Origin of the sequence: Desulfopila sp. IMCC35008 (assembly GCF_010646885.2) — a bacterium.
Taxonomy (GTDB): domain Bacteria; phylum Desulfobacterota; class Desulfobulbia; order Desulfobulbales; family Desulfocapsaceae; genus Desulfopila.
This window is the reverse complement of the sequence record NZ_CP050700.1, coordinates 2849497-2873832: the sequence shown is the minus strand read 5'-3', so window position 1 is coordinate 2873832 and position 24336 is coordinate 2849497. Positions and strand designations below refer to the sequence as shown.

28 protein-coding genes are annotated in these 24336 nt (G+C 46.2%); 19 read left to right on the top strand and 9 right to left on the bottom strand.

From position 1 onward, the window contains the following. Positions 1 to 15: 15 nt before the first annotated feature. Entirely contained in the window at positions 16 to 591 is a 576-nt protein-coding gene (locus GA520_RS12665) for a MerR family transcriptional regulator (RefSeq protein ID WP_163340527.1), read from the top strand. 40 nt (positions 592 to 631) lie between these two features. On the opposite strand, the gene GA520_RS12660 is transcribed toward GA520_RS12665, so the two are convergent. Beyond that, positions 632 to 904 carry a hypothetical protein gene (locus GA520_RS12660; protein ID WP_163340526.1) on the bottom strand — a complete coding sequence of 91 codons (273 nt, stop codon included), beginning with the start codon at positions 902 to 904 and terminating at the stop codon, positions 632 to 634. Between the two features lie 338 nt (positions 905 to 1242). Here GA520_RS12660 and GA520_RS12655 point away from each other — a divergent pair, with 338 nt between their 5' ends. Next, a complete protein-coding gene (locus GA520_RS12655) occupies positions 1243 to 1485 on the top strand; it encodes a hypothetical protein (RefSeq protein WP_163340525.1) in 243 nt (80 codons plus the stop codon). 65 nt (positions 1486 to 1550) lie between these two features. Here GA520_RS12655 and GA520_RS12650 read toward each other — a convergent pair whose 3' ends face one another. Together GA520_RS12650 and GA520_RS12645 are read right to left on the bottom strand one after the other, a co-directional pair. Next, complete coding sequence (locus GA520_RS12650; protein WP_163340524.1) at positions 1551 to 1910, bottom strand: translation initiation factor Sui1; 360 nt, start codon at positions 1908 to 1910, stop codon at positions 1551 to 1553. Between the two features lie 55 nt (positions 1911 to 1965). Continuing rightward, the gene (locus GA520_RS12645) at positions 1966 to 2448 is read right to left on the bottom strand and encodes a GNAT family N-acetyltransferase (protein WP_163340523.1); all 483 of its coding nucleotides are present in this window, start codon (positions 2446 to 2448) and stop codon (positions 1966 to 1968) included. A gap of 630 nt (positions 2449 to 3078) precedes the next feature. Here GA520_RS12645 and GA520_RS12640 point away from each other — a divergent pair. From GA520_RS12640 to hcp, 4 genes are all read left to right on the top strand, one after another. Next, entirely contained in the window at positions 3079 to 3450 is a 372-nt protein-coding gene (locus tag GA520_RS12640) for a response regulator (protein WP_163340522.1), read from the top strand. Continuing rightward, the gene (locus GA520_RS12635; RefSeq protein WP_163340521.1) at positions 3447 to 4037 is read left to right on the top strand and encodes a chemotaxis protein CheX; all 591 of its coding nucleotides are present in this window, start codon (positions 3447 to 3449) and stop codon (positions 4035 to 4037) included. The genes GA520_RS12640 and GA520_RS12635 overlap by 4 nt, the downstream gene beginning before the upstream one ends. Next, positions 4037 to 4963, top strand: coding sequence for a GGDEF domain-containing protein (locus GA520_RS12630; RefSeq protein WP_163340520.1), 927 nt, complete (start codon positions 4037 to 4039; stop codon positions 4961 to 4963). Before GA520_RS12635 ends, GA520_RS12630 begins: the two co-directional genes overlap by 1 nt. 448 nt (positions 4964 to 5411) lie before the next feature. Then, positions 5412 to 7127 carry a hydroxylamine reductase gene (hcp, locus tag GA520_RS12625; RefSeq protein ID WP_163340519.1) on the top strand — a complete coding sequence of 572 codons (1716 nt, stop codon included), beginning with the start codon at positions 5412 to 5414 and terminating at the stop codon, positions 7125 to 7127. An 81-nt stretch (positions 7128 to 7208) separates the two neighbouring features. On the opposite strand, the gene GA520_RS12620 is transcribed toward hcp, so the two are convergent. Then, positions 7209 to 7496: a hypothetical protein gene (locus GA520_RS12620; RefSeq protein WP_163340518.1), complete on the bottom strand. Its 288-nt coding sequence runs from the start codon at positions 7494 to 7496 to the stop codon at positions 7209 to 7211. 195 nt (positions 7497 to 7691) lie between these two features. On the opposite strand from GA520_RS12620, the gene GA520_RS12615 reads away from it, so the two are divergent. After that, positions 7692 to 10148: a Lon protease family protein gene (locus tag GA520_RS12615; protein ID WP_163340517.1), complete on the top strand. Its 2457-nt coding sequence runs from the start codon at positions 7692 to 7694 to the stop codon at positions 10146 to 10148. 147 nt (positions 10149 to 10295) lie between these two features. Then, on the top strand, positions 10296 to 11258 hold the full coding sequence (locus tag GA520_RS12610) for a putative transporter (RefSeq protein ID WP_163340516.1): 963 nt from the start codon (positions 10296 to 10298) through the stop codon (positions 11256 to 11258). A gap of 14 nt (positions 11259 to 11272) precedes the next feature. Here the strand turns inward: GA520_RS12610 and GA520_RS12605 are convergent, their stop codons facing one another. Then, positions 11273 to 11935 carry an HAD family hydrolase gene (locus tag GA520_RS12605; protein ID WP_163340515.1) on the bottom strand — a complete coding sequence of 221 codons (663 nt, stop codon included), beginning with the start codon at positions 11933 to 11935 and terminating at the stop codon, positions 11273 to 11275. Between the two features lie 153 nt (positions 11936 to 12088). On the opposite strand from GA520_RS12605, the gene GA520_RS12600 reads away from it, so the two are divergent. From GA520_RS12600 to GA520_RS12570, 8 genes are all read left to right on the top strand, one after another. Then, positions 12089 to 13342 carry an EAL and HDOD domain-containing protein gene (locus tag GA520_RS12600; protein WP_163340514.1) on the top strand — a complete coding sequence of 418 codons (1254 nt, stop codon included), beginning with the start codon at positions 12089 to 12091 and terminating at the stop codon, positions 13340 to 13342. A 63-nt stretch (positions 13343 to 13405) separates the two neighbouring features. Next, positions 13406 to 13786 (top strand): hypothetical protein, encoded by a 381-nt coding sequence (locus GA520_RS12595; protein ID WP_163340513.1) that lies wholly within the window; start codon positions 13406 to 13408, stop codon positions 13784 to 13786. A gap of 132 nt (positions 13787 to 13918) precedes the next feature. Beyond that, on the top strand, positions 13919 to 15112 hold the full coding sequence (locus GA520_RS12590) for a hypothetical protein (RefSeq protein WP_163340512.1): 1194 nt from the start codon (positions 13919 to 13921) through the stop codon (positions 15110 to 15112). Continuing rightward, a complete protein-coding gene (locus tag GA520_RS27180; RefSeq protein ID WP_370362776.1) occupies positions 15087 to 15275 on the top strand; it encodes a GGDEF domain-containing protein in 189 nt (62 codons plus the stop codon). The genes GA520_RS12590 and GA520_RS27180 overlap by 26 nt, the downstream gene beginning before the upstream one ends. Positions 15276 to 15460: 185 nt before the next feature. After that, on the top strand, positions 15461 to 15991 hold the full coding sequence (locus tag GA520_RS12585; protein ID WP_163340511.1) for a glycine cleavage system protein R: 531 nt from the start codon (positions 15461 to 15463) through the stop codon (positions 15989 to 15991). Positions 15992 to 16131: 140 nt separating this feature from the next. Beyond that, positions 16132 to 17373, top strand: a complete 1242-nt coding sequence (locus tag GA520_RS12580; protein ID WP_163340510.1) for an aminotransferase class I/II-fold pyridoxal phosphate-dependent enzyme — start codon at positions 16132 to 16134, stop codon at positions 17371 to 17373. A gap of 241 nt (positions 17374 to 17614) precedes the next feature. Beyond that, complete coding sequence (locus GA520_RS12575) at positions 17615 to 17803, top strand: hypothetical protein (protein ID WP_163340509.1); 189 nt, start codon at positions 17615 to 17617, stop codon at positions 17801 to 17803. A 268-nt stretch (positions 17804 to 18071) separates the two neighbouring features. Then, the gene (locus GA520_RS12570; protein ID WP_163340508.1) at positions 18072 to 18566 is read left to right on the top strand and encodes a hypothetical protein; all 495 of its coding nucleotides are present in this window, start codon (positions 18072 to 18074) and stop codon (positions 18564 to 18566) included. Positions 18567 to 18600: 34 nt separating this feature from the next. Here the strand turns inward: GA520_RS12570 and GA520_RS12565 are convergent, their stop codons facing one another. Genes GA520_RS12565 through GA520_RS12550 form a run of 4 tightly spaced genes read right to left on the bottom strand, consistent with a single transcriptional unit; the run spans position 18601 to position 21944 of the window. After that, on the bottom strand, positions 18601 to 19455 hold the full coding sequence (locus GA520_RS12565; protein ID WP_163340507.1) for a HesA/MoeB/ThiF family protein: 855 nt from the start codon (positions 19453 to 19455) through the stop codon (positions 18601 to 18603). A 22-nt stretch (positions 19456 to 19477) separates the two neighbouring features. After that, positions 19478 to 20104, bottom strand: a complete 627-nt coding sequence (locus tag GA520_RS12560) for a YajG family lipoprotein (RefSeq protein WP_163340506.1) — start codon at positions 20102 to 20104, stop codon at positions 19478 to 19480. 30 nt (positions 20105 to 20134) lie between these two features. After that, a complete protein-coding gene (locus tag GA520_RS12555; RefSeq protein ID WP_163340505.1) occupies positions 20135 to 20719 on the bottom strand; it encodes a 5-formyltetrahydrofolate cyclo-ligase in 585 nt (194 codons plus the stop codon). Positions 20720 to 20747: 28 nt separating this feature from the next. Continuing rightward, entirely contained in the window at positions 20748 to 21944 is a 1197-nt protein-coding gene (locus GA520_RS12550; protein ID WP_240910261.1) for a radical SAM protein, read from the bottom strand. A 278-nt stretch (positions 21945 to 22222) separates the two neighbouring features. On the opposite strand from GA520_RS12550, the gene GA520_RS12545 reads away from it, so the two are divergent. From GA520_RS12545 to GA520_RS12535, 3 genes are all read left to right on the top strand, one after another. Further along, the gene (locus tag GA520_RS12545) at positions 22223 to 22429 is read left to right on the top strand and encodes a hypothetical protein (protein WP_163340504.1); all 207 of its coding nucleotides are present in this window, start codon (positions 22223 to 22225) and stop codon (positions 22427 to 22429) included. Further along, complete coding sequence (nfi, locus tag GA520_RS12540) at positions 22422 to 23117, top strand: deoxyribonuclease V (RefSeq protein ID WP_163340503.1); 696 nt, start codon at positions 22422 to 22424, stop codon at positions 23115 to 23117. The genes GA520_RS12545 and nfi overlap by 8 nt, the downstream gene beginning before the upstream one ends. A gap of 302 nt (positions 23118 to 23419) precedes the next feature. Further along, on the top strand, positions 23420 to 24325 hold the full coding sequence (locus GA520_RS12535) for a hypothetical protein (RefSeq protein ID WP_304511329.1): 906 nt from the start codon (positions 23420 to 23422) through the stop codon (positions 24323 to 24325). The last annotated feature ends 11 nt before the right edge of the window (positions 24326 to 24336 follow it).

The window sequence follows — 24336 nt, the reverse complement described above, 5'->3', positions numbered from 1 at the left end:
GGAGTATGAGATACTATGGCAAATAAAGAAACGGCCACTCTTAAAAAGGAAATGACCTTCACAATCAGTAAACTTGCCGGGAAATTTGGTCTGTCCCGATCAACGTTACTCTATTACGATGCACAGGGACTGCTTTCCCCGGCAGGACATCAACAGGGGGAGTATCGAATATACGGGGAGTATGAGTTCAAGAGGCTGGAGAGAATATGCATGTACAGAGATGCAGGGATTTCACTCAAAGCGATCAAAAAGATTCTTGATATCCCTGATACTGATTTTACCGAAATTTTAAGTAAACGATTTGAAGAACTGAATAAGGAGATGAGAAAACTTCAGGACCAGCAGAAAATTATTGCCGATCTTCTCCAAAATCAGAAATTACTGAAGAAACCAAAAAAGATGAACAAGCAAATGTGGAGTTCGATTCTGAAGGCCTCGGGGCTGTCTGAAGAGGGAATGCGAAACTGGCATATCACATTTGAAAAGGAAGCTCCGGAGCAACATAAAGTTTTTTTGCAGTATCTCCAGATTTCTGATGATGAAATAGAACTCATCAAAAGTTGGGCTGTGGACCCTTCAACGAACCCTTAACCAAATAATTTTACAACAATATTCACCAGCCGCCTCTCCCTCAGGTTGTATCGACTATAAAACAGTCTTCAAACTCTTTATTGCTCAATCGACAGAATTTCACTCTTGCCTGATGCCTGTTTGGCAGATGATTATCTGTCGCTACCTGTGGCTTGAAGATGACAGGATTGGGCAGGAACGTGACCTCCTTAAAAAGGATGTCGTACTCGTTAAAAAATGAATTGGGACGACTGATTCTGGTGTTGAGGTGTTTTTTTCGGAACTGATCATTTTTCCGGGTATGAACGAGTTGCAACTGTTTCTTCAAATCCATAATGCGTGTTCCTCCTTGTTGCCACAATAGAGACCCGTGCGTGAAAGATATAGATCACTTTACTCTAACGTAAAATGTGAGTGATTGAAAGTTCTAATGTCCTGTTTTTCCCTTTTTAATACTACAACGTAGGGGGACAGCTCGTTGATTTTGGATAAATGCTCAGAACCTATGTCGTTGTGGTATACAATTGTCAGGAAGGCCTGAAGATACAACATGGTTCGGAGTATAGTTGATCTTCACCGTACCGTAGAAAACCATTTTCCAGGTAGCTTGACGGTAGTAAGGAGAAGAAGCCGGGTAGTGTACTGAACTGTGCTCGAAAAGAGGAGAGAATCGTGAATATCGGGACCTTGCTGCTCCACCATAGAGTGCCCCATGATAAATGGGGAGAAGTACCGGTTGCGGCTGTTATTCTCCAGGCGCAGACCACCGTATCAGATGGCGATATCCTGCAGTGGACCAACAAAAGGGTTGATGCAAAATTCCAGCGGCTTCATAAAGTTGTAATTATGGATTCATTTCCCGCGAGTGTGGCTGGGAAAACACTGAAGAGGAAAATCAGGGACTCTTTGTTGTAGCTGTGGGGGTATAAATAACTTTTCAAGCAAAGATGTATAAGCTGGGATGCTGGCAGATAGCATCCTCAGCCACCGGCCAGTCTGGCATTGTACCCCAACTGCAAAAGTGATTGAACCAGGAGTTCCCGATGATCTCCCTGAATCTCTATAACCCCATTTTTAATGGTGCCGCCTGAACCGCACTTTTTCTTTAATTCTTTGCCAAGTTTTTTCAGCTCAGTCTCTTGCAGTGGCAGTCCTTCAATTAAACTGACTCCACTGCCTTTTCGTCCCTTGGTCTGTCTTTTTACCCGAACCACGCCATCGGAGGCCGGACGGGGCTTGGCGGTGCTGCAGCAACACTTTTTGACCGGGTGTCCACAGCCAGGACACATACGGCCCGTATCGGTGGAATAAACGATGCCCTGCTTTCTGTTTTTCTTCATCGTATCGTATCTTCAATTATATGGCATTTTATTCTAACGATAACTGGTATTGCGGTTAGTGGCCGGTTGTGAATTCCTTTTCATATCCAATCGTGAAATGTTGTTGGGTGGTGTTACGGATGGCAAGGAAATGCTTATTGTTTATGTCAAATGGGCAGACTGGCTGAGAGCAGTGTTCAAAACCAAATCGTTTGTAAAACCTGGGATCTCCAAGAACAAAGAGTGTTTCTCTTTTAATCTCTTCCTGACGCAGGGAGAAGTTGAGTAGTTCTGTACCAATCCCCTGATTTTGCATCTGTGGTGATACTGCCAAAGGAGCAAGATGCAGGCCGCACACCTCTGTCCCATGAAAGGCCCTTGAGTAGGCAATGTAGGCTATGGCCTTATTCCTGTGAATGCATATCCACTCATGCAGAGGCTTCCCGTTTCTATGGAGATTCTCAACCAAACGGACTTCATAATCACCTTCAGGAAAGGTCTGCTTGAGTAAAGCCGAGACTTTTGGGTAATCATCTGGTGAAAGTGCGCGTATTTTCATGAACTGATATCATTTTTACTCTATTGGTCTTTATGACGTTTTTCTGTGAAGCATATCGTTTCATAACCGGAAACGTTACCTGGGATAAACCACATTCGTGTTTGTACTCAGGCAGTATCTTCTATCCCAGCAGCCGATGATACCCGAACTCGTCAGATGCCGATAGCTAAATTGTTGTGAATATGTTGCCGCAACATTCAGGCCTATATCGTTCCCATCCTGAAGCTACCCGTTCGGAGTCTTTTGCTTAGCAGGTCATCATATTCACTATGCTCAAAATCTTATCCTTGGAATATTGATTGGATGCCTGTGGTAAGATTTTCACATGTCTTGATGCGGACCAGATGATCGTAGACTTCGTAACACCAAGTTTTAGGATGGTAACTATACAGAAATGTGTTGATTTCATGGTGTGAGGATTTGATTTACGCCTCGACTTTGAACAAAAAACTAAGTAATATGAAACAGAGCATCTTATTGATAAGCCATGCATCTTCAATGGAAGCATATACATCATCAGGGGGCAGTATTTTTTTATGATTTACGGAAGTAATCTGGTATGCTTATTTGGAAATTGTTACTGTCAATCTCTGAAGGCACTAGAAGCGCAATGCTTTTTAAGGATAGAAAATGAAAATACTGATTGTAGACGATACCAAACTTTCGCGTATGATGATTCTGAAACGCATGCCTCCGCAAATTAAGGAGTCATCGACTATTTTACAGGGGGAAAATGGTCAGGAGGCCGTCGACCTGTATAAGGAGCATTCTCCAGATATCCTTTTTCTCGATCTGACTATGCCTGTAATGGATGGTTTTGAAGCTCTCAATCATATTATGGAATATAATCCGAAAGCACTAGTTTATGTTATTACAGCTGATATTCAAGCAAAGGCTGTTGAAAGAGTTACGGCTGCCGGTGCCCGGTCCCTGGAGGCAAAGCCAATTAGTGAAGAACGGCTGGCCGAAATTTTTTCGTCTCATAAGGATTTGTCGATATGATTAGTAGCGACCAGAAAGAAATTCTTGGTGAGTTGATTAATATTGCCTTTGGGGCCGCTACTTCGTTGATAGCTGATCTTTTTGATAACTTTGCTACGCTGAGAATTCCACTGATTGATGTGATTTCTATAGATGAAGTAAATCAGGTGGCAAAAGAAGGTGTTGACAGTGATAAATTTTATACCACAACTCAGCAGATTAAAGGCAGCTTTCAGGGTGAAATCGTTCTTGTTGTAGGCGAAAAAAGTGCCAGGAATATGCAGTTGGTTATTGGAGAAGACGAGAACAGTGATGAAACGAGCCTTTTGCAGAATATACTTGAAATAGCCAATATTCTAGGATCTTCCTGTATGGGGAAACTTGTTGAGCTTCTGGACTCAGAAATAGGTTTTTCTCCTCCTTCCATCAGGCACACTGATCTTGTTGTCCAAAACATATCTGAATCCCCATATACCCAGGTTATTATCATTAGCACGGTGCTGGAATTCAAAGAGCTGAATATCAAAGCAAACATGGTCATCATGTTTGGTGACGAAATGTACATCAAGCTTTGTGAAGCGCTGGATAATTTCCTGGAAAATATTTGATGGTTGATGAAGCAAAAATCCTGGATACCGCCGAGAATGGAATTTTGGTCGTTGACAGCAATCTCACCATTCTTTTCTGGAATAACTGGTTAGCTGTGAACACCAACATACTAAAAGAGCATGCCCAGGGACGGACCCTGGAAGAAGTGTTTCCGGAGACTTCTTTCAAAATACTGAATCGGAAGATAAGGATTGCCTTTAGACTGAAGTCGTCAGCATATGTCAACTCAACGGTAGACAAATATGTTATCCCGATCAGACTGGAAAAAATCACCTCGTCGCGGTTTAAGTATATGCGACAGGATGCTGTCATTACTGCAATAAACGAAAGTGAGGCCAGTGTTATCATCTATGATACGACATCACTGGTTGAGGCGAAGGCGATAATTGACGAGCATCTGGAAGTCGTAGAAAGGCAGGCATCGACGGACCAGCTTACAGGGTGCTATAACAGGAAGATGTTTCATGAGCGGTTAGTCTCTGAAACCGTTCGGGCAATGAGGCATAACTGCTTTTTTTCAATTATTATATTTGATGTCGATGATTTCAAGTCGGTAAACGATACTTATGGTCATCTGGTCGGTGATGAGGTGTTGAAGGTCATTGCATCTGCTGGTTGTAGAGGGATCAGGAGAAGTGATACTTTTGCCAGGTGGGGAGGGGAGGAGTTCATTATTCTATTACCGGAAACCCGTCTCGATCAGGCAACTGTTGTTGCAGAGAAAGTTCGCCGGGCCATTGCGGAATACGACTGCGGCGAAGCCGGACCACAAACTTGCAGTTTCGGTGTCGCTGAGTTTATGAGCACTGAGGGTGTCGATAGTAATCTTATAATATATCAGGCGGATAAGGCTTTGTATTTTGCCAAGGAAAATGGGAAAAACATGGTGGCGGTATTTGCCGATGGTGAAGTTCGTCAGGTGTGACAGGCTATCCACCTGAGCTTTTTTGTTGTGTTCTCTCTTTTTGTCGAGCATAGAGCAGTTCCAGGTGAAGTTGCTATGCTCTACTGATTGAGTTCGAAGGTGTCCGAAAAGGACGCTATCTATTTTGTTTATGGCAGGTGTTCTTCGCTCTGATAAATGATCCGGTTTTTCAGAAGTGCCTCAAAAGAAAACTGCCAGTCAAAAATTCCCCAGGGATAGAAAAAATTTAAATAATTCCCCTCCATCCTAAATCCTTGACCCAGGTCAAGGATACCCCAGACCAGACCGGTTATAACTAAGGCATAAATCAGGTCATCAACCCAAGATGGCTCTGTCGGAACCATTTTTTTAATGTTTATCCGCCTTCAGGCCACATACGGTATATCCGTCAATTTGTGGACCCTGAATCAGGGATGAAATAATCAGATAATCCAGAAAAGGAGTAGCCATGTTCTGTTTTCAATGCCAAGAAGCTGCAAAAGGAACCGGTTGTACAATCCAGGGTGTTTGCGGAAAAAAAGAGACCACCGCAAATCTTCAGGACCTGTTGATCTTTGACCTCAAGGGTATTGCCGTACTCGCCAAGGGACTCAAAGAGGCCGGAGTAGCCGTCGATAATGGTACAGGGTTATTCCTGGCCCAAGGTCTGTTCACCACTATTACTAATGCCAACTTTGATGATGCCAGCCTTGAGAACTGGGTCAAACGTTCCCAGGCTGTTAAACAAGGCTTGAAATCACAACTGGATGCACTTGCCTCTCCGGTAGAAAAAGTTGGCATCATTTCGAAATTGAAGGGATTTTTAGGTCTTGGCCAGGAAAGCACGGAAGAAAACCTGCTGGACGCCTCAGCGCTTTGGTTTTCCTCCGATCCTGCTACTTTTCAGGAAAAAGCAAAAACCGTTGGGGTACTGGCCACTGAAAATGAAGACATACGCTCGCTGCGTGAGCTTCTGATCCTCGGTTTGAAAGGCATTGGTGCCTATGCGGAGCATGCAGCGGTACTCGGTGTCGAGAAGACCGAGATTTATGAATTTATGATTGAAGGTCTTGCCTCAACCACTGAGGAACGTTCGGTAGATGAGATGGTCGGTCTCGTCTTAAAAGCAGGGGAGTGCGCGGTTACCACCATGGCAGCTTTGGATGGAGCTAATACCAGTGCCTATGGCAACCCTGAGATCAGTGAGGTGAATATCGGCGTAGGCGACAAACCCGGTATCCTGGTCAGCGGTCACGATTTGAAGGATCTGGAAGAACTGCTGATTCAGAGTGAAGGCGCTGGTGTGGATGTATACACCCATGGTGAAATGTTACCCGCCAACTACTATCCCGCATTCAAGAAATACGAACATCTAAAAGGCAACTATGGTGGTTCCTGGTGGCATCAGAATAAAGAGTTTGAGTCGTTTAACGGACCTATCCTGATGACCACAAACTGTATTATCCCCATTAAGGATGACCACTCCTACAAGAACCGAATTTATACCACCGGTATGGCCGGATACCCGGGAGTTACTCATATCGCCGACAGAGTAGGTACAGCGGCCAAGGATTTTTCCGCTATTATCGAGCAGGCCAGGAGTTGTGCGTCACCGCAGGAGATTGAGACCGGGACCATCGTTGGTGGCTTTGCCCATGATCAGGTACTGGCTCTGGCTGACAAGGTTGTCGATGCCGTGAAGTCCGGCGCTATAAAACGCTTTGTGGTTATGGCGGGTTGTGATGGACGCCAGAAAGGTCGTAACTACTTCACCGAGGTGGCAGAACAGCTACCGGCTGATACCGTTATTCTTACTGCAGGTTGTGCGAAGTATAGATATAACAAGCTCAATCTGGGTGATATTGGTGGCATTCCAAGGGTGCTAGATGCCGGTCAGTGCAACGATAGTTACTCCCTGGCGGTTATCGCCCTCAAGTTGAAAGAAGTCTTTGAGTTGGATGACATCAACGAGCTGCCGATCTCTTTTGACATCGGCTGGTACGAGCAGAAAGCTGTAGCGGTGCTCCTGGCGTTGTTGCACCTCGGGGTAAAAGGGATTCGTCTCGGACCCAGTCTGCCCGCCTTTGTTTCCCCGACTGTACTTAATGTACTGGTGGAAAACTTTGATATCAAACCAATCACCACCCCCCAGGAGGATATTGCCGCAATGATGGAAGGCAGGTAATATTCAGGGTGTTTCATCCCTGAGATGAAAAAAGGGGGCAATCTGTTCGATTGGCCCCTTTTTTCTGTATTGTCCACTGTGCTATAATGCGTTTTCTGTCTCGATAATGTACCCGCTTGAGCTGCAACTTGTACTGTCTCCTGTCTTAAAACCAATCGTGATAGTTTTACAGAACTCTATGAGATTGCGGTCGACGATTATGGAGAACTGTTCTTTATTAAAGATGACGTCGTTTTCCTGCGGGTCGTCAACAACCAGTCCCAGTCCCGAATTCCCCATAACAGCGACTCGTATTGCCGATCCTGTATTTGCTTCCTGATTCAGTAGTTCTTTCATATAGCCGAGGGCTTCTTCGCTTGCGTTCAACATAGTTGCTCCTTGTTTTTCTCTTCGTTCAGCTCGCTGAGCCCGTACAATACGGCATCGGTTTTTCATTTCAAGGTGTTTGTATGAGGTGTGTGAATTATCCTCTACAGTTTGAGTTAAAGTACTTGGCCATGATATACTGATGGTATCTTCAGGATCATTTCGTCTTTGAATTATTCAAAATGGGTTCCAGGCATTATGGATGACGAGGAACCGACGAACAAGAGAGGTGACGATATGGCTATAGCTGTGATCAAGCCGGAAGAAGCATGCCTGAAATGTCCCCCTGAGTCCTTAGGTTTTACCACCACCCTTGAAGTCGAAAAAGTGATTCATATCGCAGGGCAGGACCGTGCAATGGACTCTGTCGAATTTGGTATTGGTATTGAAAAGAAGGGCTTTAATCTTTTTGTTATCGGTCCGCAGGGGAGTGGTCGGCACACGGTGATTCGCTCCTTTATTGACCAGAAAGCTATGACGGGGCAGCCACCAAGGGATTGGTGTTACGTCAACAATTTTCAACACCCTCATAAACCACTGGCCCTTGATTTCGAAAGAGGAGCGGCGGTTATTTTCAAAAAAGAGGTTCAGGATCTTGTGGATTTGTTGAAGGTCACCCTCGGATCCGTATTCGAAGGGGAGGACTATAAGGCAAAGATCAAGAATATTAACCAGGATTTTCAGAACAAAGTCGATACCCTCTATCACGATATTGAGGCAAATGCAAAACGGGAATCGATTGGTGTGGTCAAGAGTGAGCAGGGGATTATGGTTGCACCTATAGACGGCAATGGAGAAGTCCTTGATTCAGGGTCCTACCTCAAACTTCCTGATGATACGAGAAAACGAATAGATAAGCTGGTTGAAAAATACCAGAATGCTATTCAGGATGGGGTGCAGCAGATCACCCTTTTTAAACGTGAGGCTGAGGCCGCAAAGAAAAAGCTGAAAACAGATCTGGCCCGGCAGGTGGTTTCAGGGTTTACCAATACCCTCAAGCAGAAATACCAGAATCGTGAGAAGTTGCAGAATTACTTTCAGGATGTGGAAGACGACATTGTCGAGCACGTCGATGATTTCCTCTATCGGGCAGAAGACGGCAAAGAACAGATAATGGTACTCATGAATTTGCAGGCCCCGTCTTTTGAGAGATATGAGGTGAACCTCCTGGTTGCCAACGGAAACGATTCCGCACCGGTCGTATACGAGGATCTTCCCAATTACCAGAACCTTCATGGAAGGATAGAGCATCTTGCCAAAATGGGTATGCTCTCAACCCATTTCACTCTGATTAAGCCTGGCTCTCTGCACATGGCCAACGGCGGCTATATTATTATTGATGCCAGAAGGTTGTTAACAATGCCGTACGGTTATGAAGGGTTAAAACGTACGCTGCGATCAGGCCAGATACGAATTGAACCTCTTGAACGGATCTTGGGGTTGATGAGTACGGTTACTCTTGAGCCAGAGCCAATTCCATTGCGAGCAAAAGTTGTGCTAATTGGTGATGCCTGGCTTTACTACCTGCTCAAACAGTATGATCCTGAATTTGATTCTCTTTTCAAGGTGCAGGTCGATTTTGAACACGCTATGGACCGAACCCCGGAGAACCTGAAGCTATTTGCGTCGCTTGTCACGGGCATGATCCAGAATGATGAGTTACGCCAGATGGATGCCTCCGGAGTTGCCCGCCTGGTGGAATACAGCTCACGGAAGGCTGAGGACTCCGGCAAAATATCCCTTTTTCTTGAACATCTTGACAATGTGATAAAGGAGGCAGACTACATTGCACAGAACGACGGATGCGACAGAATTGGGGGGGAACAGGTCCAGAAGGCTCTTGATGCAGCGGAGTATCGAAGTTGTAGGCTGCGAGACAGGATGTTTGAGATGACTGAGCAGAACATCCGCTATATCAGTACCAAGGGGGAGGTTGTCGGTCAGGTGAACGGCCTGTCAGTGCTGACTCTTGCCTCGTACTGTTTCGGTTTGCCCTGCAGGATCACCGCCCTTACAAGGCCGGGGAAGGAGGGAGAGCTTATTGATATTGAAAAAAAAGTGGAGTTAGGTGGGCCGATTCACTCAAAAGGAGTGCTTATTCTTGAATCGTTTATGCGCTCCAGGTATTTGCGGTCCATGCCGATCGGGTTCCGTGCTTCCCTTGTTTTTGAACAATCGTATGGTGGAGTGGATGGTGACAGCGCATCATGTGCCGAGCTTTGTGCGCTGCTCTCTTCACTGGCCGACGTACCTATTAAGCAATCTATAGCTATTACCGGTTCGGTGAGTCAGAAGGGGGAGGTTCAGGCCATAGGCGGTGTGAACGAAAAGATCGAGGGATTTTACGATCTCTGTAAATCGAGAGGGCTTGATGGCAGCCACGGGGTTATTATTCCTGCTGCAAACAGGCGTCATATGATGGTTAAGCAGGAAGTCATCAAGGCAATGGAGGACAAACAGTTCTTCATCTGGTCAGTGGAGCATGTGGACGACGCAGTCGAATTGCTCACGGGGCTTGCTGCCGGAGAGAGAGATGGAAAAGGCAATTATCCTGACGATTGTATAAATGGCAGGGTCGAGGAGACCCTCAAGAGGTTTGTCACAGACATGCGAGACTTCACACGTCCACCTAAAACATGGAAAAAACGATCATAGTTCTCCTCATTTCCAGAAGGGGACCCTGAAGTGTGGCACAGTAGAGATGAACGTGCTACTATAGCCATCCTTGATTACGAATGACAGGGATGGCTTCCCCCCCCCCTGCTTTATAAATAATTTCCATTTTTTCACATAGGACCATTTATGTTTCGCGCTTTTTTTAAGACCAGGGAGTGGTTTGTCTGGGCCTGGGGCGGAGGCTTGTTTCTGATGTTTTCCCTCTTTTTCCAGGTACAGTTAACGGTAAAGATAAACAGCTGGTATGGCGGTTTTTATAACATCCTCCAGAAGGCAACCGAGCATACGGTAGCAGACTTCTGGGCTGAAATGATCAAGTTTGCCTACATCGCTTTTCCCTATGTCCTGATTGCCACTATCACCGCTTATTTCACCAGAATCTATGCCTTCAAGTGGCGGGAGGCCATGACCTTTTCATATATAGAGAAATGGCAGAAGGTAGAAGAAGAGATTGAGGGTTCAAGTCAGCGTTTACAGGAAGATATTTACCGGTTTGCCCGGATATTTGAGAGCCTGGGACTGCAGGTTATCAGGGCCCTGATGACTCTGGTAGCATTTTTACCCATCCTTTGGGAGTTGAGTAGTGGTGTTGATCTGCCGCATATAAAAGATATACCGGGTAGCCTTGTCTGGGTTGCCCTGGTTGTCTCTTTAGGTGGCTTACTGATTTCCTGGGTTGTAGGTATAAAACTACCGGGACTTGAATACAATAACCAGAAGGTGGAAGCAGCATTTCGTAAAGAGCTGGTCTACGCAGAGGATGACAAAGACAATTTCGGCAAGACTGAGACGCTGGTCGAACTGTTTACCGGGCTGAAGATCAACTATAACAGGTTATTCCTCCATTACGGTTACTTTGACATCTGGGTGAATTCCTTTGAACAATTGATGATAATTGTACCATACATCATTATGGGCCCCGGGCTATTTACAGGACTGATCACTCTTGGTGTTTTGGTTCAGGTGTCCAATGCTTTCAGCAAAGTACGGGAGTCTTTCTCGATTTTTATTTCCAATTGGACGACGATTACTGAACTTCGTTCCATCCACAAACGTCTGAGGGAGTTTGAGGCAAACATTGGTTATTGATGAGGGTAGAATAGTTATGATGGTAAGGAGACTGGCGGAAGTGACAACGCCTCTGCCAACTCTGTACAATCCTGCAACACGACTGTTCCCCTGGTGAATTGCACACTACCCTGTATGCCGACAAAATGGAGGCCGGTTTCAATTGCCGCATCGTAGTCGGTCAGCGCATCACCAATAAAAACGCATTGTTGGGGCACAAGATTGTACTTGGCCAGCAGATTCCTGACATGGACCGGTTTTTTGACGGGTGATCCGAGTACCTCACTGAAATAATGATCCATGTTTCTCCTGTTCAACACCAGTTTCAGTTCGTCTTCCGGGGTGCCCGAAATAACAAAGATCTGTAATGCAGTATAATACTTTTCGAGGAAGCCCTGAGCTCCCGGTATCCAGTCGGCACAAACGACCTTGTCGAGAACCATTTTTGAATAATGTTGAGATAATCGAGTGTGCTCTTCGGCTGATAATGGTACCTTCATTATCTCTTCAAAGGCGTACCGGATTTTCTCAACCCTGCTTATCCCGCCATGCAGACGGTGGTACTCGATAATTTCACGCACCACCTCGTCACCATATTTTCGGAACAAGTCCCTGAATGCGTCTGTCTTTATACTGACAGAGTCTGCCAGGACGCCGTCGAAATCGAAGAAAAGTGCTTTTGGAAATTGATGATTCATCTATTTCAGGATATAAAGAATGTTGGTGCCGAGGAAAGGGTTGCGACTGTGAAAAATCATAGCATACTTCCCTCCCGGTGACCACTGCATACATGATTTGAAGCCCAGAATAATTGGTCATAAAGGAATTATGATACGTTGTAAGGCAAACGCATGAAACCAAGCATTGAAGAAGCAGAAATTGATTTTTTTTATGTTGCCAGACAACCTATTTTTGATCAGCGCGGGAAAACATTCGGCTATGAACTTTTGTTCAGAGGCAGCAGTGAAACTGATACGGCCGACATAGACGACCATGATTATGCAACCATGAATGTTGCAACCTCCGGTTTCATCAAGTCTCAGGATATTTCCAATAGTTCCAAGAGGATCTTTATAAATTTTACCAGTCCTCTTGTCTCCAGTGGTTCCCCGCGTGCCTTGCCACCACTTATAACCGTCATCGAACTCCAGAATGATGTCCAGGATACTACTCAGTTCATCGAAAAGGTTAAAAAGCTCCAACAGGAAGGGTACCGTGTCGCGCTGGATAACTTTACCACCGGTAATGATTATGCTGGCTTTGTCGATCTTGCAGATATTGTTAAGGTCGATGTGCTTGGCAAGGATGAAGATGAAATTCGTCTGATCCTGGCGGAGCTCCCTCGTAAGAAAGTGTTAAAACTTGCCTACCGTGTCGATTCAAAGCCAGTCTATGAATTGATGAAAAAACTCGGTTTCGATCTTTTTCAGGGCTACTTTTTTGCCCGGCCTGAGAATCTTACCGGCAGATCTATAAAGAGTTTTCAGGTAACAAAGTTAAAGATCCTGGCGGCAATTGACGAGCCTGATATTGAGACGGACACCCTGGTAAACCTGGTTGCAAGCGACCCGGCTATTACCTATCGCCTGCTCAGACTGCTGAACTCGGTTGCTTTTGGATTTGTAACAAAGATTGAATCTGTTCGGCATTCGATTACCCTGCTTGGGGTAGATCGTATCAAACAGTGGCTGCGTATGGCCGTTTTATCTGATCTTCTGTCGACCGATAAGCCACAGGAGCTGTTTGTTTTGTCACTTAACAGGGCAAAACTGCTGGAGGAACTCGTTACAGTGGGTGAAATCACCAGGCACAAGGCAGAGTCGCTTTTCTTGTTCGGTATGTTGTCCCTGCTTGATGTGATGCTCGATATTGAGTTCAGGGAAGTCCTGAAAAAATTACCGCTGCCGGAGAGCTTTCAGCAGGGGTACCTGAATCCTGAGTCGGAGATGGGACGTTATCTGGAGTTGATGAAAGGGCTGGAGGTGGCCGATATCAGGATTTTACTGGATTTGTGCAAGGAACTTGGAATTAGACCGCAGCACTTTGCCGACGCGGCTGTTCGGGCAAACAAGTGGACGGACAGTATTGTGACGGAGATGTTGTAACTCGTCGAACACCCCCGAGAGGGCGTGTAACTGGTATAAAACTACAGCATGATGAGGTGAGAAATGAGCGGGCACGAGAAGATGTCACCCAGGATACTTTCCTCAAGTTGGGGTAAACTTGATGTGGAAAACCTTGGCCGCGGCAAAGACTACAAGCTCTGGCCCGGCGGTGGCCGGAACTGGGACTGGTCTGAACACGGGACCGGACATGCCCGCGGCATCCAGATCGGGGATGTGGAGGAGGTGATAGCAAATGGTGCAAAGGTTGTTATCCTTACCAGAGGCGTTCTCTCCCGTCTGCGAATTCCAAGAGCTACAAGATTTCATGTTGAAAAACAGGGTGTTGAGCTCATTATTGCCTCTACCCGGAAAGGTATCGGTCTCTATAACGAGTATGTGGATAAAGGCGTCCCCGTTGGAGGTCTATTCCATTCGACCTGCTGACCAGTGAGTCCTTGATTCCGAACACTTTGATATTGTCATCAGCAGTTCTCGTTATCGGCTGGAAACTGGTAGCCGATGATGCCATAACAGAATGAACTCAGTGAACCCTCTCAAAGAATACTCGGAGACAGCATGAGTAGTCCTTATCCCAGAAAGGTTATCACTCCTCATCGGCCCATTCCCATAGAGATCCCTAAAGGTGTTACGCCAACAGAATTTTATAACAGCCCTTGCAATCTGAGGCATCTTGCCCGGGAGAACGGCCTGTTGAGAACCGATGAAGGCTTTCTCCTTTACAGAAAGGCGTTCGGCCATTCCAACCTTTTTGATACCTCGATAATATTTGATACCTCAGCGAAAGTGCTGGACCCGATGGGCCGCCCTGTCAGGCGGGATCAGCTTAGCCGTAAAGAAAATCTCACCTTTAGCAGGATGACAGGCGTGGTCTTTCAATACATGCTTGAAAAGTATCCTGATCCAGAGGAGCACCTGGTATTTTGTGGTGAAGCCAGCCTGGATGCAACGTGGCCTATAAATAAACCGGGCGTGCCAAGCATTCGAATGATTCATAACCATTTCATGGTGTTTGAAAAGGCGCTGATAGCCTCATCTTCCGCGGCGGCGGAGGATGACCCCAACCTGACCGACAGTGGGCACAATGGCATCTTCTTAAGCTATCTCAGTGATATCTACCTGCGTTTTCTCGAGATCCTTGACCTCAAGGTTTTACGGCCCATATCACAGGATGACGGCAGGTTGTCTCTAACTGGATATCCGCAGGGGTTACCCAGTTGGGAAGTTGTAGGTGGGACAGCAGAGCTTGGCAAGGGACAATTCTGGAAAGAATATGATATGGTGCTTAGCGGGTTCCTTGAGTTTTACCGTGCATTCTTCAATCTCGTCGCCTCCGGCGATACGAAGATTCCGGCCGGGTCTGCTTATGCCGACCAGATCGAAGATATCCTGCTTTACAGTGATCAATTTCATCAAGCGGCACGTATACTCAGGCTACAGGTTATTGAAGACCCCATGTTCGCAAATGAGATACGTTGGCAACCTGCATACAAACAGCTCCTGTACAGGGATGACAGGGGACGCCTTATTGTTACTATTAGCCAGAATTCTGTAGGTAATGCTATTACCGAGCTTCTTGGAATTGTCGTGAAACGTATATCAGATGCCGGTGCTTATGCAAGAGTTGAGAAGAACCTGGTGGACCAGTTGCTTGAGCTGAGAAATCGTTTAATCAGCTACAATCTGGGTTCCGCTTTATCTACGCCATCATGGCCAAACGGTCGTTTTGTGCCGTTTGAGACTACTGGCTAACCGTTGTCATAGCGATACTGAAAGTGCAGGTGAGATCTGCTCTATCGGAGTTGCTTCAAGGCATGATCAAGCACCTGGAAATCCCGACAGGTTGCTCATCATGGCGGATAAGGCTCTTTATCGCGCTAAAGAAAATGGGCGAAACAAGGTCGAAATATACTAGATCCGTAGCGAGCCCTCACCGTAATTAACAGCTTCAATCATTTTTCACTTTTTTTCATCTGCAGGTAGCGGTTTTTCCTTGTTCCGGCTACATTTTAGCATCCCGTAAATTTGTAATTGGGTGGTGTCTGCCACCCTTTTTTCAGGTGATCTGTTGTGGATTATCTACATGGAACAGGAGATGCTATGAGTTCGCGATTTATTATGACCGCCTTTGGCAGGGACCGGGTTGGGATTGTTGCTGACGTTACCCGGCTGCTTTATGAAAATGACTGTAATCTAGAAGATACTAATATGACTATCCTGGCCGATGAGTTCTCACTCAATCTGTTGTTCTCGTCCAGGCAGGGAAATATTGAGGATGTCCTCTCCGGCGAATGCAGAAGACTTGAATTGGAAAAGGGGATATCCGCTTTTGTTCGACCAATCGGACCCAGGGCTTCGGCAGCCTCCAACGGATTTACTTCACACACCCTTCATATCGAAGGGCTTGACCAGGCCGGTATTGTTTATAAGACAAGCAGGTTTCTTGCCGAAAAGGACATCAATATCATGCACCTCAACAGTTCGGCGAAGCCATCGCCCGAGAGTGGTGCTCCTCTCTACAATATGGATATCCATGTTCAGGTTCCATCAGACCTCGGTAGGGAGCAGATGGAAGAGAAGCTGAATGCCGTTGCCGATGAACTGCAGGTTGATATCACCGTCGTTCAATAGTATTCTAAAAGAAAGTATAATTAAAATCATTGCTTGCCGGAAGAGATCCGGTCAGTGGGGGAGTGGGAGGTATTACTTCCCCACTGATGGATGAGTGCGCTTATAATTCCTGTAAAAATACCCCACCAAGAGGAACAGATATGGACCAGCCGTTTACTATTCGCTATGCGGAGCGGATGAATCAACTCCCGCCATACCTTTTCGGTATGATTAATAAGATGAAAATGGAAAAGCGATGGAGGGGCGACGATGTGATTGATCTCGGCATGGGCAACCCTGTGGACCCTGCTCCGGGGCCCGTGACAGAGAAGTTGTGTGAGGTTGCCGTCGATCCTAAAAGTCATCGATACCCGGTTGCCGGTGGTATGAAAAACCTCAAGCGTGAAATTGCCCTGTATTACAATCGGAGTTACGATGTGGATCTTGGCGGTGAGGAGGATGTGATCTGCACCATCGGTTCCAAGGAGGGTATTTCCCACCTGAGCCTTGCCTTGTTGGGCCCGGGTGATACCGTACTGGTTCCGGCACCGGCATTTCCGATTCATGTATATGCGGCGGTGATCGCAGGTGCCAACGTCCTGCGCATCCAACTCAGTGATGAAGACACCTTTCTCGCCCAGATTGAGGGCATGTGTAAATCGTTGTATCCTGCACCCAAACTGGTAATGCTCAACTTCCCCCACAACCCTACAGGGATGCTGGCCTCGAAGGAGTTGTTTGCCGGGGTTGTTAAACTGGCCAAGAAATACAACTTCATGGTCATCAACGACTTTGCTTACGCCAAAATCACCTTTGACGGCTATGTCGCACCAAGTTTTCTTGAAGTGCCGGGGGCTATTGACGTGGGTGTGGAATTTGGCTCCTTTTCCAAGTCCTACAACATGGCCGGCTGGCGATTAGGTTATTGTGTGGGGAATAAGGAAATTATTGGGGGGCTGGCAAAGATCAAGGGGTATTACGACTATGGTATTTTTTCTGCCATCCAGGTGGCAGGCATCGTTGCCATGCGTGATTGTGACGATACCATCTCAGAGCAGGCAGCAGTCTACCAGAAGAGGCGTGATGTACTCTGTGAAGGGTTGACCCGGATGGGGTGGGACGTAGAACCTCCCAAGGCTGGTATGTTTGCCTGGGTCAAAATTCCAGCTCCCTATGATCGTATGGGGTCTGTCAAGTTTTCTATTGAAATGATGGACAGAGCCAACGTGGCGGTTTCTCCAGGTGCCGGTTTTGGGGAGGAGGGTGATGGGTATCTGCGCCTTGCCCTGGTTGAGAACGAGCACCGGATTAGTCAGGCATTGAAACAGATGCGCAGAGCCCTCAAAGAGATTGATGAGGAGGTTGAGAAAGGGACATTCGACCTCGATGACAGGGGTGAGTAAATTGATTGAAGGGTGTTCTTTTGTGTTACCGATTTGTGATACTAACTGTACAAAAAGAGTTCTCTTTTCGGTAACATATTCTGTCTGGAGCAAATGATCCGCCAACCTGTTCCCTGGCAATCAAAGTTCAGGCTTTAATATGATTGCCAGGGTGGCCTCGTAAAAGTGCTGAAAATATAATCAAAGCTGAGCGCATGCTGTAACCCAGTGGAACTGACGTGCGTTGAACAAGAATACTACAATGCACTTGAATAGAATACAAATTCAGATTTTCGAAAAACTAAGTAGTGAACTCAACCTGGAAATGGAAGACTATCTGTTCCGCTTCTCAAAGGAAAATATTTCCAGGACCATAAAAAAACTGGACGACCTCACAGAAAAAGAGGCGGACACCTGGATTACAAAAGCCTACTTGAAATCACTTGGCTAGCCTGAATTTCTTTTCAGTTCAGGCGGTACTCTTCCTCAATATCTTCTCACTATCAAACGTTATCACACCTGTAGTAATTCATATAGCTGCAGACAAATCAAGCTGAATTATCAGATGCTGAAATGTGCAGGGTGAGGTGGGTATAATAGTAAAATCGGATGATAAATTTTTTATAATAGAGAATAACGATTTGACGAATAGGTTAAGTATATTTTATTCTGTATTACAACGACATATTTATACTCACTTCTATACTATGAGGGATACAATGATCAAATATATCCACTGTTCCCGTTCTATTCCCGGTAAACTTTCTCTTCTTCGACGGTCAGGAAAACAAGGTGAATTCGCAGCGGATCAATTCAACTACCTCATACATGCCCTGCGCCAAGGCTGTATGTTGGAGTCAAGAGTATATTGCAGACGAACCAAAAACGGTGAGAAACGAATACGGAACTGTATAAAGTATGATCTCGGTAATGGGTACCGTCTGGTTACCGTGTTGAAAGGGAATCGCCTGTTTATTCCATTTATTGGTGGTCATGACGAAACAGGGACGTGGATTGATCGACACAAACACGATATTTTTTCTAAAGACGATCCATCCTATGACTGCGAACAGGTTGTCTGTTTAGAGGAAGAGAATAGTGATCAAGAAGAACTATATCCCCTTGAAGAGGAAAGGGATATATATGAGGAACACATTCGTGCCTTGCTCGATGAATCGACCTTGAAAGAGATATTTCAAGGTTTATATCGATAATATGTTGGAGTGACTTGGCAGGCGAAACCATTACTCAGCCGAATTGCACGATCTCCATTGATGGGAATGTGTAATCTGCCAACAACAACTTATTGATGAGCTGTGGTGTTTTCCCTGTTGCCAGAGCTACAATTTCAGAGCATTGAAGGGCGGCGATTGAAACGGCACTGTACACCAAGGTTCCGAGATGTGCCTCGACCCCGCGCTTGGGGCTGTCGCCCCTTGACCCGTATATCATCTCCAACCCGATGGAATCCGGGGTGATTGTAGTGACCTGCCCGGCTGTCCCGCCAATAGCTCCTGATATAAATGGAATGGATAAAGCTTTACAGGCATCTTCCAGGGTGAAGCGGCCATCGATGGTGTCGAGACAGTCGACGGCTATTTGGGCGTTTTGCAAGATGTCAGCCCCATTTTGTGCAGAGAGAAAATCCATTACCGGGTGGGTAATGACTGCAGGGTTGACTTGCTGCACCCGGGTTGCGGCGGCATCTGCCTTTGGTACCCCAAGGTTTTTCACAGAACTGAGAAGCTGTCTGTTCAGGTTGGATTCGTCAAAGACATCTCCATCCACGAGTGTGAGAGTTCCGATTCCAAGCCTGCAGAGAATTTCTGCTACTGCACCACCCAGGCCGCCGAGACCAATAACGGCTACGTGGCTTGTAAGAAGATGGACCTGGTCGTCAAGGGAGAGATAGTTTTGGTTTCGGCAGTAACGTTGCGGCGTGATTCCGTTTTCCAGGGCCAGGATCTGGATCTCTTTTCGGCTTATACTGAATTTTGCAGTCAACTTACTCTCATCGCTATGAGACAGGGCCAGGTAATCGGAATTATCAGGACGCTGTCTTTTCACCGCACAACTACGAATGGTATCAGTTATAGTTTTCACAAGATGTTTTGGTCCCTTTCTCTTAACTCTGCTGTTTGATGGTGGTTTGGATTTCGCGATCAATCAGGATCAGGTTTACGATTTCCTGCAACTGGTCACGAATCATTTCTTCAACATCCTGCAAAAGGGGTTTGGATATGCTTTTCCTGTCTGCGTCGCGGTTGTAGGTTTTCGTCAGCTTCTTATGAGTTGTCTCGACAGTTAATCGCAGGCTGGTTGTGACTTCTGCTAGATACAGACCTTTATCTCGAGCAATATCAGCATGGAGTGAAACAATTTCAATCATGATGTAGGCTCCCGGCTCTTCCCTGGTGAGTATCAAACCCTGATCAGCAAAACCTTTGGCAAGCTGGTCGGTGAGGATACTGTTAATCGAAGGGTCTGCCAGAATCTTAAGTTGTTGCTTCGTTCCAGGGTGGTAGGTTATGACCTCGTTTTCTTTTCTTTTGTCCCGTGCGGTTATCAAGGCAGATTCCCTGTCAACATAGACACCAGCCTGTTGCGGAATGATGCCGAAATCGAGATACGCATTTTTGTGAACCGGTGTACCGCACCCGGCCATAAAGAGTGTGAAGGCAAGCAGCACCGGGAGCAGGAACTTGAACAGTTGAGCCTGTTTTGTGATGACTTCGTTTGAGTGGATTTTCATAAATGAGATGTTGGTTCTGGTTGTGTAAATTTACTTACGCTTTCCACGGATTACCCTGGTTTCGGTAATAACAAGGTCCAGGATTTCATCGTGTGGTTGTAAGGGAGCTCGCTCGACGATCTGCAGGTCGTAGGCGAGGGCTATCCTGTGTGCCTTTGGAATTGCCGACACAAATCGATCGTAAAACCCGCCTCCGTATCCGAATCGGCCGCATCTCCGGTCGAAAACAGAGCCGGGAAGTATAACTGTATCTATAGATTCGGGTGGCACCAGGTTGGTCGTAAGAATTTCCGGTGCCGGCTCGGGGATATTGCAATATCCCGGTACAAACTGTTTATCCGGATCTGTGATGTGAATAGCATCCAGTCTTTTTTCCTTTACATAAGTTATGGGAACACAGACTTTTTTGCCGTTTTGGATGAGCGTATTTAAAAGTTCAATCGTTTGAACCTCCGATCGAAAGCTTACATAGAGGAAAATAGTAGAGCTGTCCTGAATTTCGTCAAGAGTCATCAGAGTTGCACAGATAGCGGAACTTTTTGTCGACCTGTCGGCGGCCGTCATACTGTCCCTTTTGGCTAAAATCCTGCTACGCATCTGCTTGCCGTCTTCCATGGTGTTTTTCCTTATTGGCGTAATGTTTTTAAAGCCTTTGAATGATGTAGAGAAAAGTTGGTACGCGGCTCAGCACCTTGAGCCTATTAAAGACAAAAGTCTGTGCCCTTGAGGGACTGCCGAACTTGAGGGGTGAAAGGTAGATACACCCTTTAGGCTTGTTCCTGTCGAGACTGTCTCGTACGAGATGTAAAAACGAAGGGACATGGTTGTCAGGCAGCCCTTCGTCGAAAACAAAATTGGCCGTGATCTCGGTTGTGCTGTATGTGTCGTTGATGGCCTGTATCCGTTGAAAGCAGTCTGTTACGAGCTTGGAGCTTATCGGTTTTCCCAGCATATCAAGTGTTTGCTGATCCGCAGATTCAAGTCCGATATTGATATACACAGTATACGGTAACTGTTCAAGCTCCTTGAAAAAGGATTCAGGTGTGTTCAGCAGTGACGAAGCGGATCCGAATAGAAAGGCGTTGCAACCCGACATATAATTCGTGGAAAAACCGAATTCTTGGTAACAACTGTCAAGTGTTTCCAAAAGAGTTGGCGAACCCCTGTGCAGTGCATCATGTTCACCGAGAAATATGGAGTTGTAATTGGTGAGGTCGCGGCCGTATAACTTCTTGAGTTTCTGTATCTGGGATTGTATCGCTTCAGTACTTTTCGGCGAAAACGGTTTTTTATTTTTTACTTCACAGAAACTGCATTTGTAAAGACAACCGTTTGCCACTGTAAGGGGGATGACATTATAATCGACATGGCGTGTATCAGGAGGAAGTACAGTCGAACGACCGCCGCAAATCGAGAAGAGGTCTGCAGCCTTTGCAGCAAGTGATTGCAGGTTATTCTTCGCTACATTCTGCAGGAAATGACGAAAATCGTCCGGCGGTGATGTTGCTGTCTCAGCGATATCTGTGATACGTTCAGGCCATGTTTCAATAACTGTATTAACTTCATCCAGCTGAAATGGTTTGCCGCCCAGAAGTCCATTGGTGGTATAGGGCATATTGGGCAGATAATATTCACCGGTGGTTTCATATACCCCTGTATATCCTCCGGTTGAGTAGTAGATCCAGTCGTTGCCCATTGTACGTTTCAGCCATTCATGGGGGTGCGTCCAGCCGCTTCCTTTGCCTTTCGCCCGGATAATTTCGCCGTTGAGGTTGAAATGGAGTTGCAGGTCCTGCGTTTCTACTTCAGTAAAGACGCCAGCATGAACGGGAAAACTCATGCGGGTATATTTCCTGCCCCCGCGTTTGTTAAGTGTGATCCTTATGTCGTTTGAGGAATAGAATTGTGTTGGAGGGATGGCAACTGGAGCAGCAGGGGTGCTCCCTGGTATTGTTATGTCCCGATATGCGTTCACTGATAACTGGTATCCAGACTGTTGCGGTTTAGTTATGCTATGAATGGGAAGGTGTGTATTCAATGTTCCCGCTTCATTTCTTGTTGTGGTATAACAGTACGCAGAACTATACCAGATACTTTCAGGCATCGCAGGAATTCTTTATGGGAAAATGTACCAACCATCCGGATCGGGAAACAAACTATCGCTGCCAGAAGCAGGACTATTATCTTTGTGACGACTGTCTTCATTGCAAAGATCCGGAGTTGTATTGCAAGTTCCGGACTGCGTGTCCCATATGGTTTTTCTATAAGGAACGGCTGAGGGAATCGAGACAGAAGAACGATAAGGACCCGAAAAACGATGACTGATTGTGCGATCAGCCAGGAATCTTTGAAACGTATTCACAGCCATGATTGGGATATTACCCCCGGAGAAGCCGTAAACCTGCAAAAGCAGCTTTGTCCTAAGGTGCGTATCTGTGATGAGTTTTCTGATATACAGACCATCGCAGGTGTCGACGTCGGTTTTGACAAAATGAGCAATACCGGCAAAGCAGCGATTGCTGTTCTTGGATTTGGTGATTTGAAGATTCGTGAAAAGGCAACTGCAGAAGGAGTGCTGCGGTTTCCTTACGTACCGGGACTGCTCTCTTTCAGGGAAATGCCGCTGATTCTTGAAGCGCTCCGGAACCTGTCAAGCCTGCCCGATATGATCATTTGCGACGGCCAGGGTACAGCCCACCCCCGACGATTCGGTATCGCCTGTCATCTTGGCGTTGTCACTGGGATTCCATGCATCGGCTCTGCCAAAAGCCGGCTGTGTGGTTCTCATGGTGATATCCCCGAGACGAAAGGAGAGTGGACCCCTCTATATCATCGTAATGAGGTGATTGGCGCGGTAGTACGAAGCCGCAGAAACGTCAAACCCATCTATGTATCTGCCGGGCATAAAGTTTCCCTTGAGTCCGCGGTTACCATCGTAATGCATTGCATCACCCGTTATAAGCTGCCTGAGACAACCAGGCAGGCTCATAAGCTGTCACTGTTTAATCGATAATCTTTTCCTCGAAGCCAATGATCAAGGAGGGGGGAGGGCTTGTTGTCATGAGAGCTGTAACCTGGTACCCCTTTTGCCACTTTTTCATTTCGCCATTTGCAAATATCTGCTAGAAGAGCATGTCTTTAACCATTTCAGGCATTTCGTGCTGTAAATATCTGTGCATTTCTAGCGACGACCAAATATGCAAACAGACGAGGTAGATATGACACCAGAAATGAAAATTGGACTTCTCGGGTCATTTTATTCCACGTATCCTTGAGACGACCTTTTCTCATTTTAGTATAAATTCAGCCTCTATCATGAATACGATTACAGCCATTCTTGTTATTATTTCAGCGATTATGCACTCCAGCTGGAATGTATTATCCAAAAGTGCATCACCTACGATTGGTTTTTTCCAACTGACTACCTTGGGAACTATTCTTTGGTTTTCACCTGTTTTATACTTTACCGCAGACCTTATGTCAGGGATGTCCCTGACCCTCTGGGCAATCCTGCTCATAGCCGGGTTGTTTCAGGCCATTTACTACATTGGCCTAGCCTGTGCTTATGCGCGTGGGGCACTCTCTATTGCTTATCCTCTGGCACGCTCGTTTCCCCTTCTGATTGTTACGGCGCTGACATTTATGGTCGGTCGCGGAAGCGAAATCTCTTACCTGGCACTTGCCGGCATCTCGGTCATTATTGTCGGTGCTTTGATTCTTCCCATGAAAACTATTCGGGACCTCAGGTTTGAGAATTATCTCAATGCATCCTGTGCCTTTGCTCTTATTGCCGCTCTTGGTACTGCCGGTTATTCATTTGTTGACGATATCGGGATGAATCTGCTGAAACGTGTCCCTGATGAGGCATCGGGCTGGATGCGTGCCTTGCTGTACCTTGTACTGGAATGTGTTTTCACCGCATTTTGGCTGCAACTGCTTATGATGACTTCCAGGACATCTATGGACCATTTTCGGACAAACTGGCGTTCTTTGCTCAAACCAGCTCTTTTGGCCGGACTGGCAATCGGTGCGACCTACGGGATTATCCTGCTGGCAATGACACACGCCCAAAATATCAGTTATGTTGTCGGACTACGTCAGCTGTCCATTCCCCTGGGAGCAATTATGGGTGTGTTTATCCTGAAGGAAAAGGCTTCCTATCCACGTTTTATTGGGATAACCATTCTTTTTATAGGGCTTATATTGGTTTCACTAGGATAGGAACCAGGTCA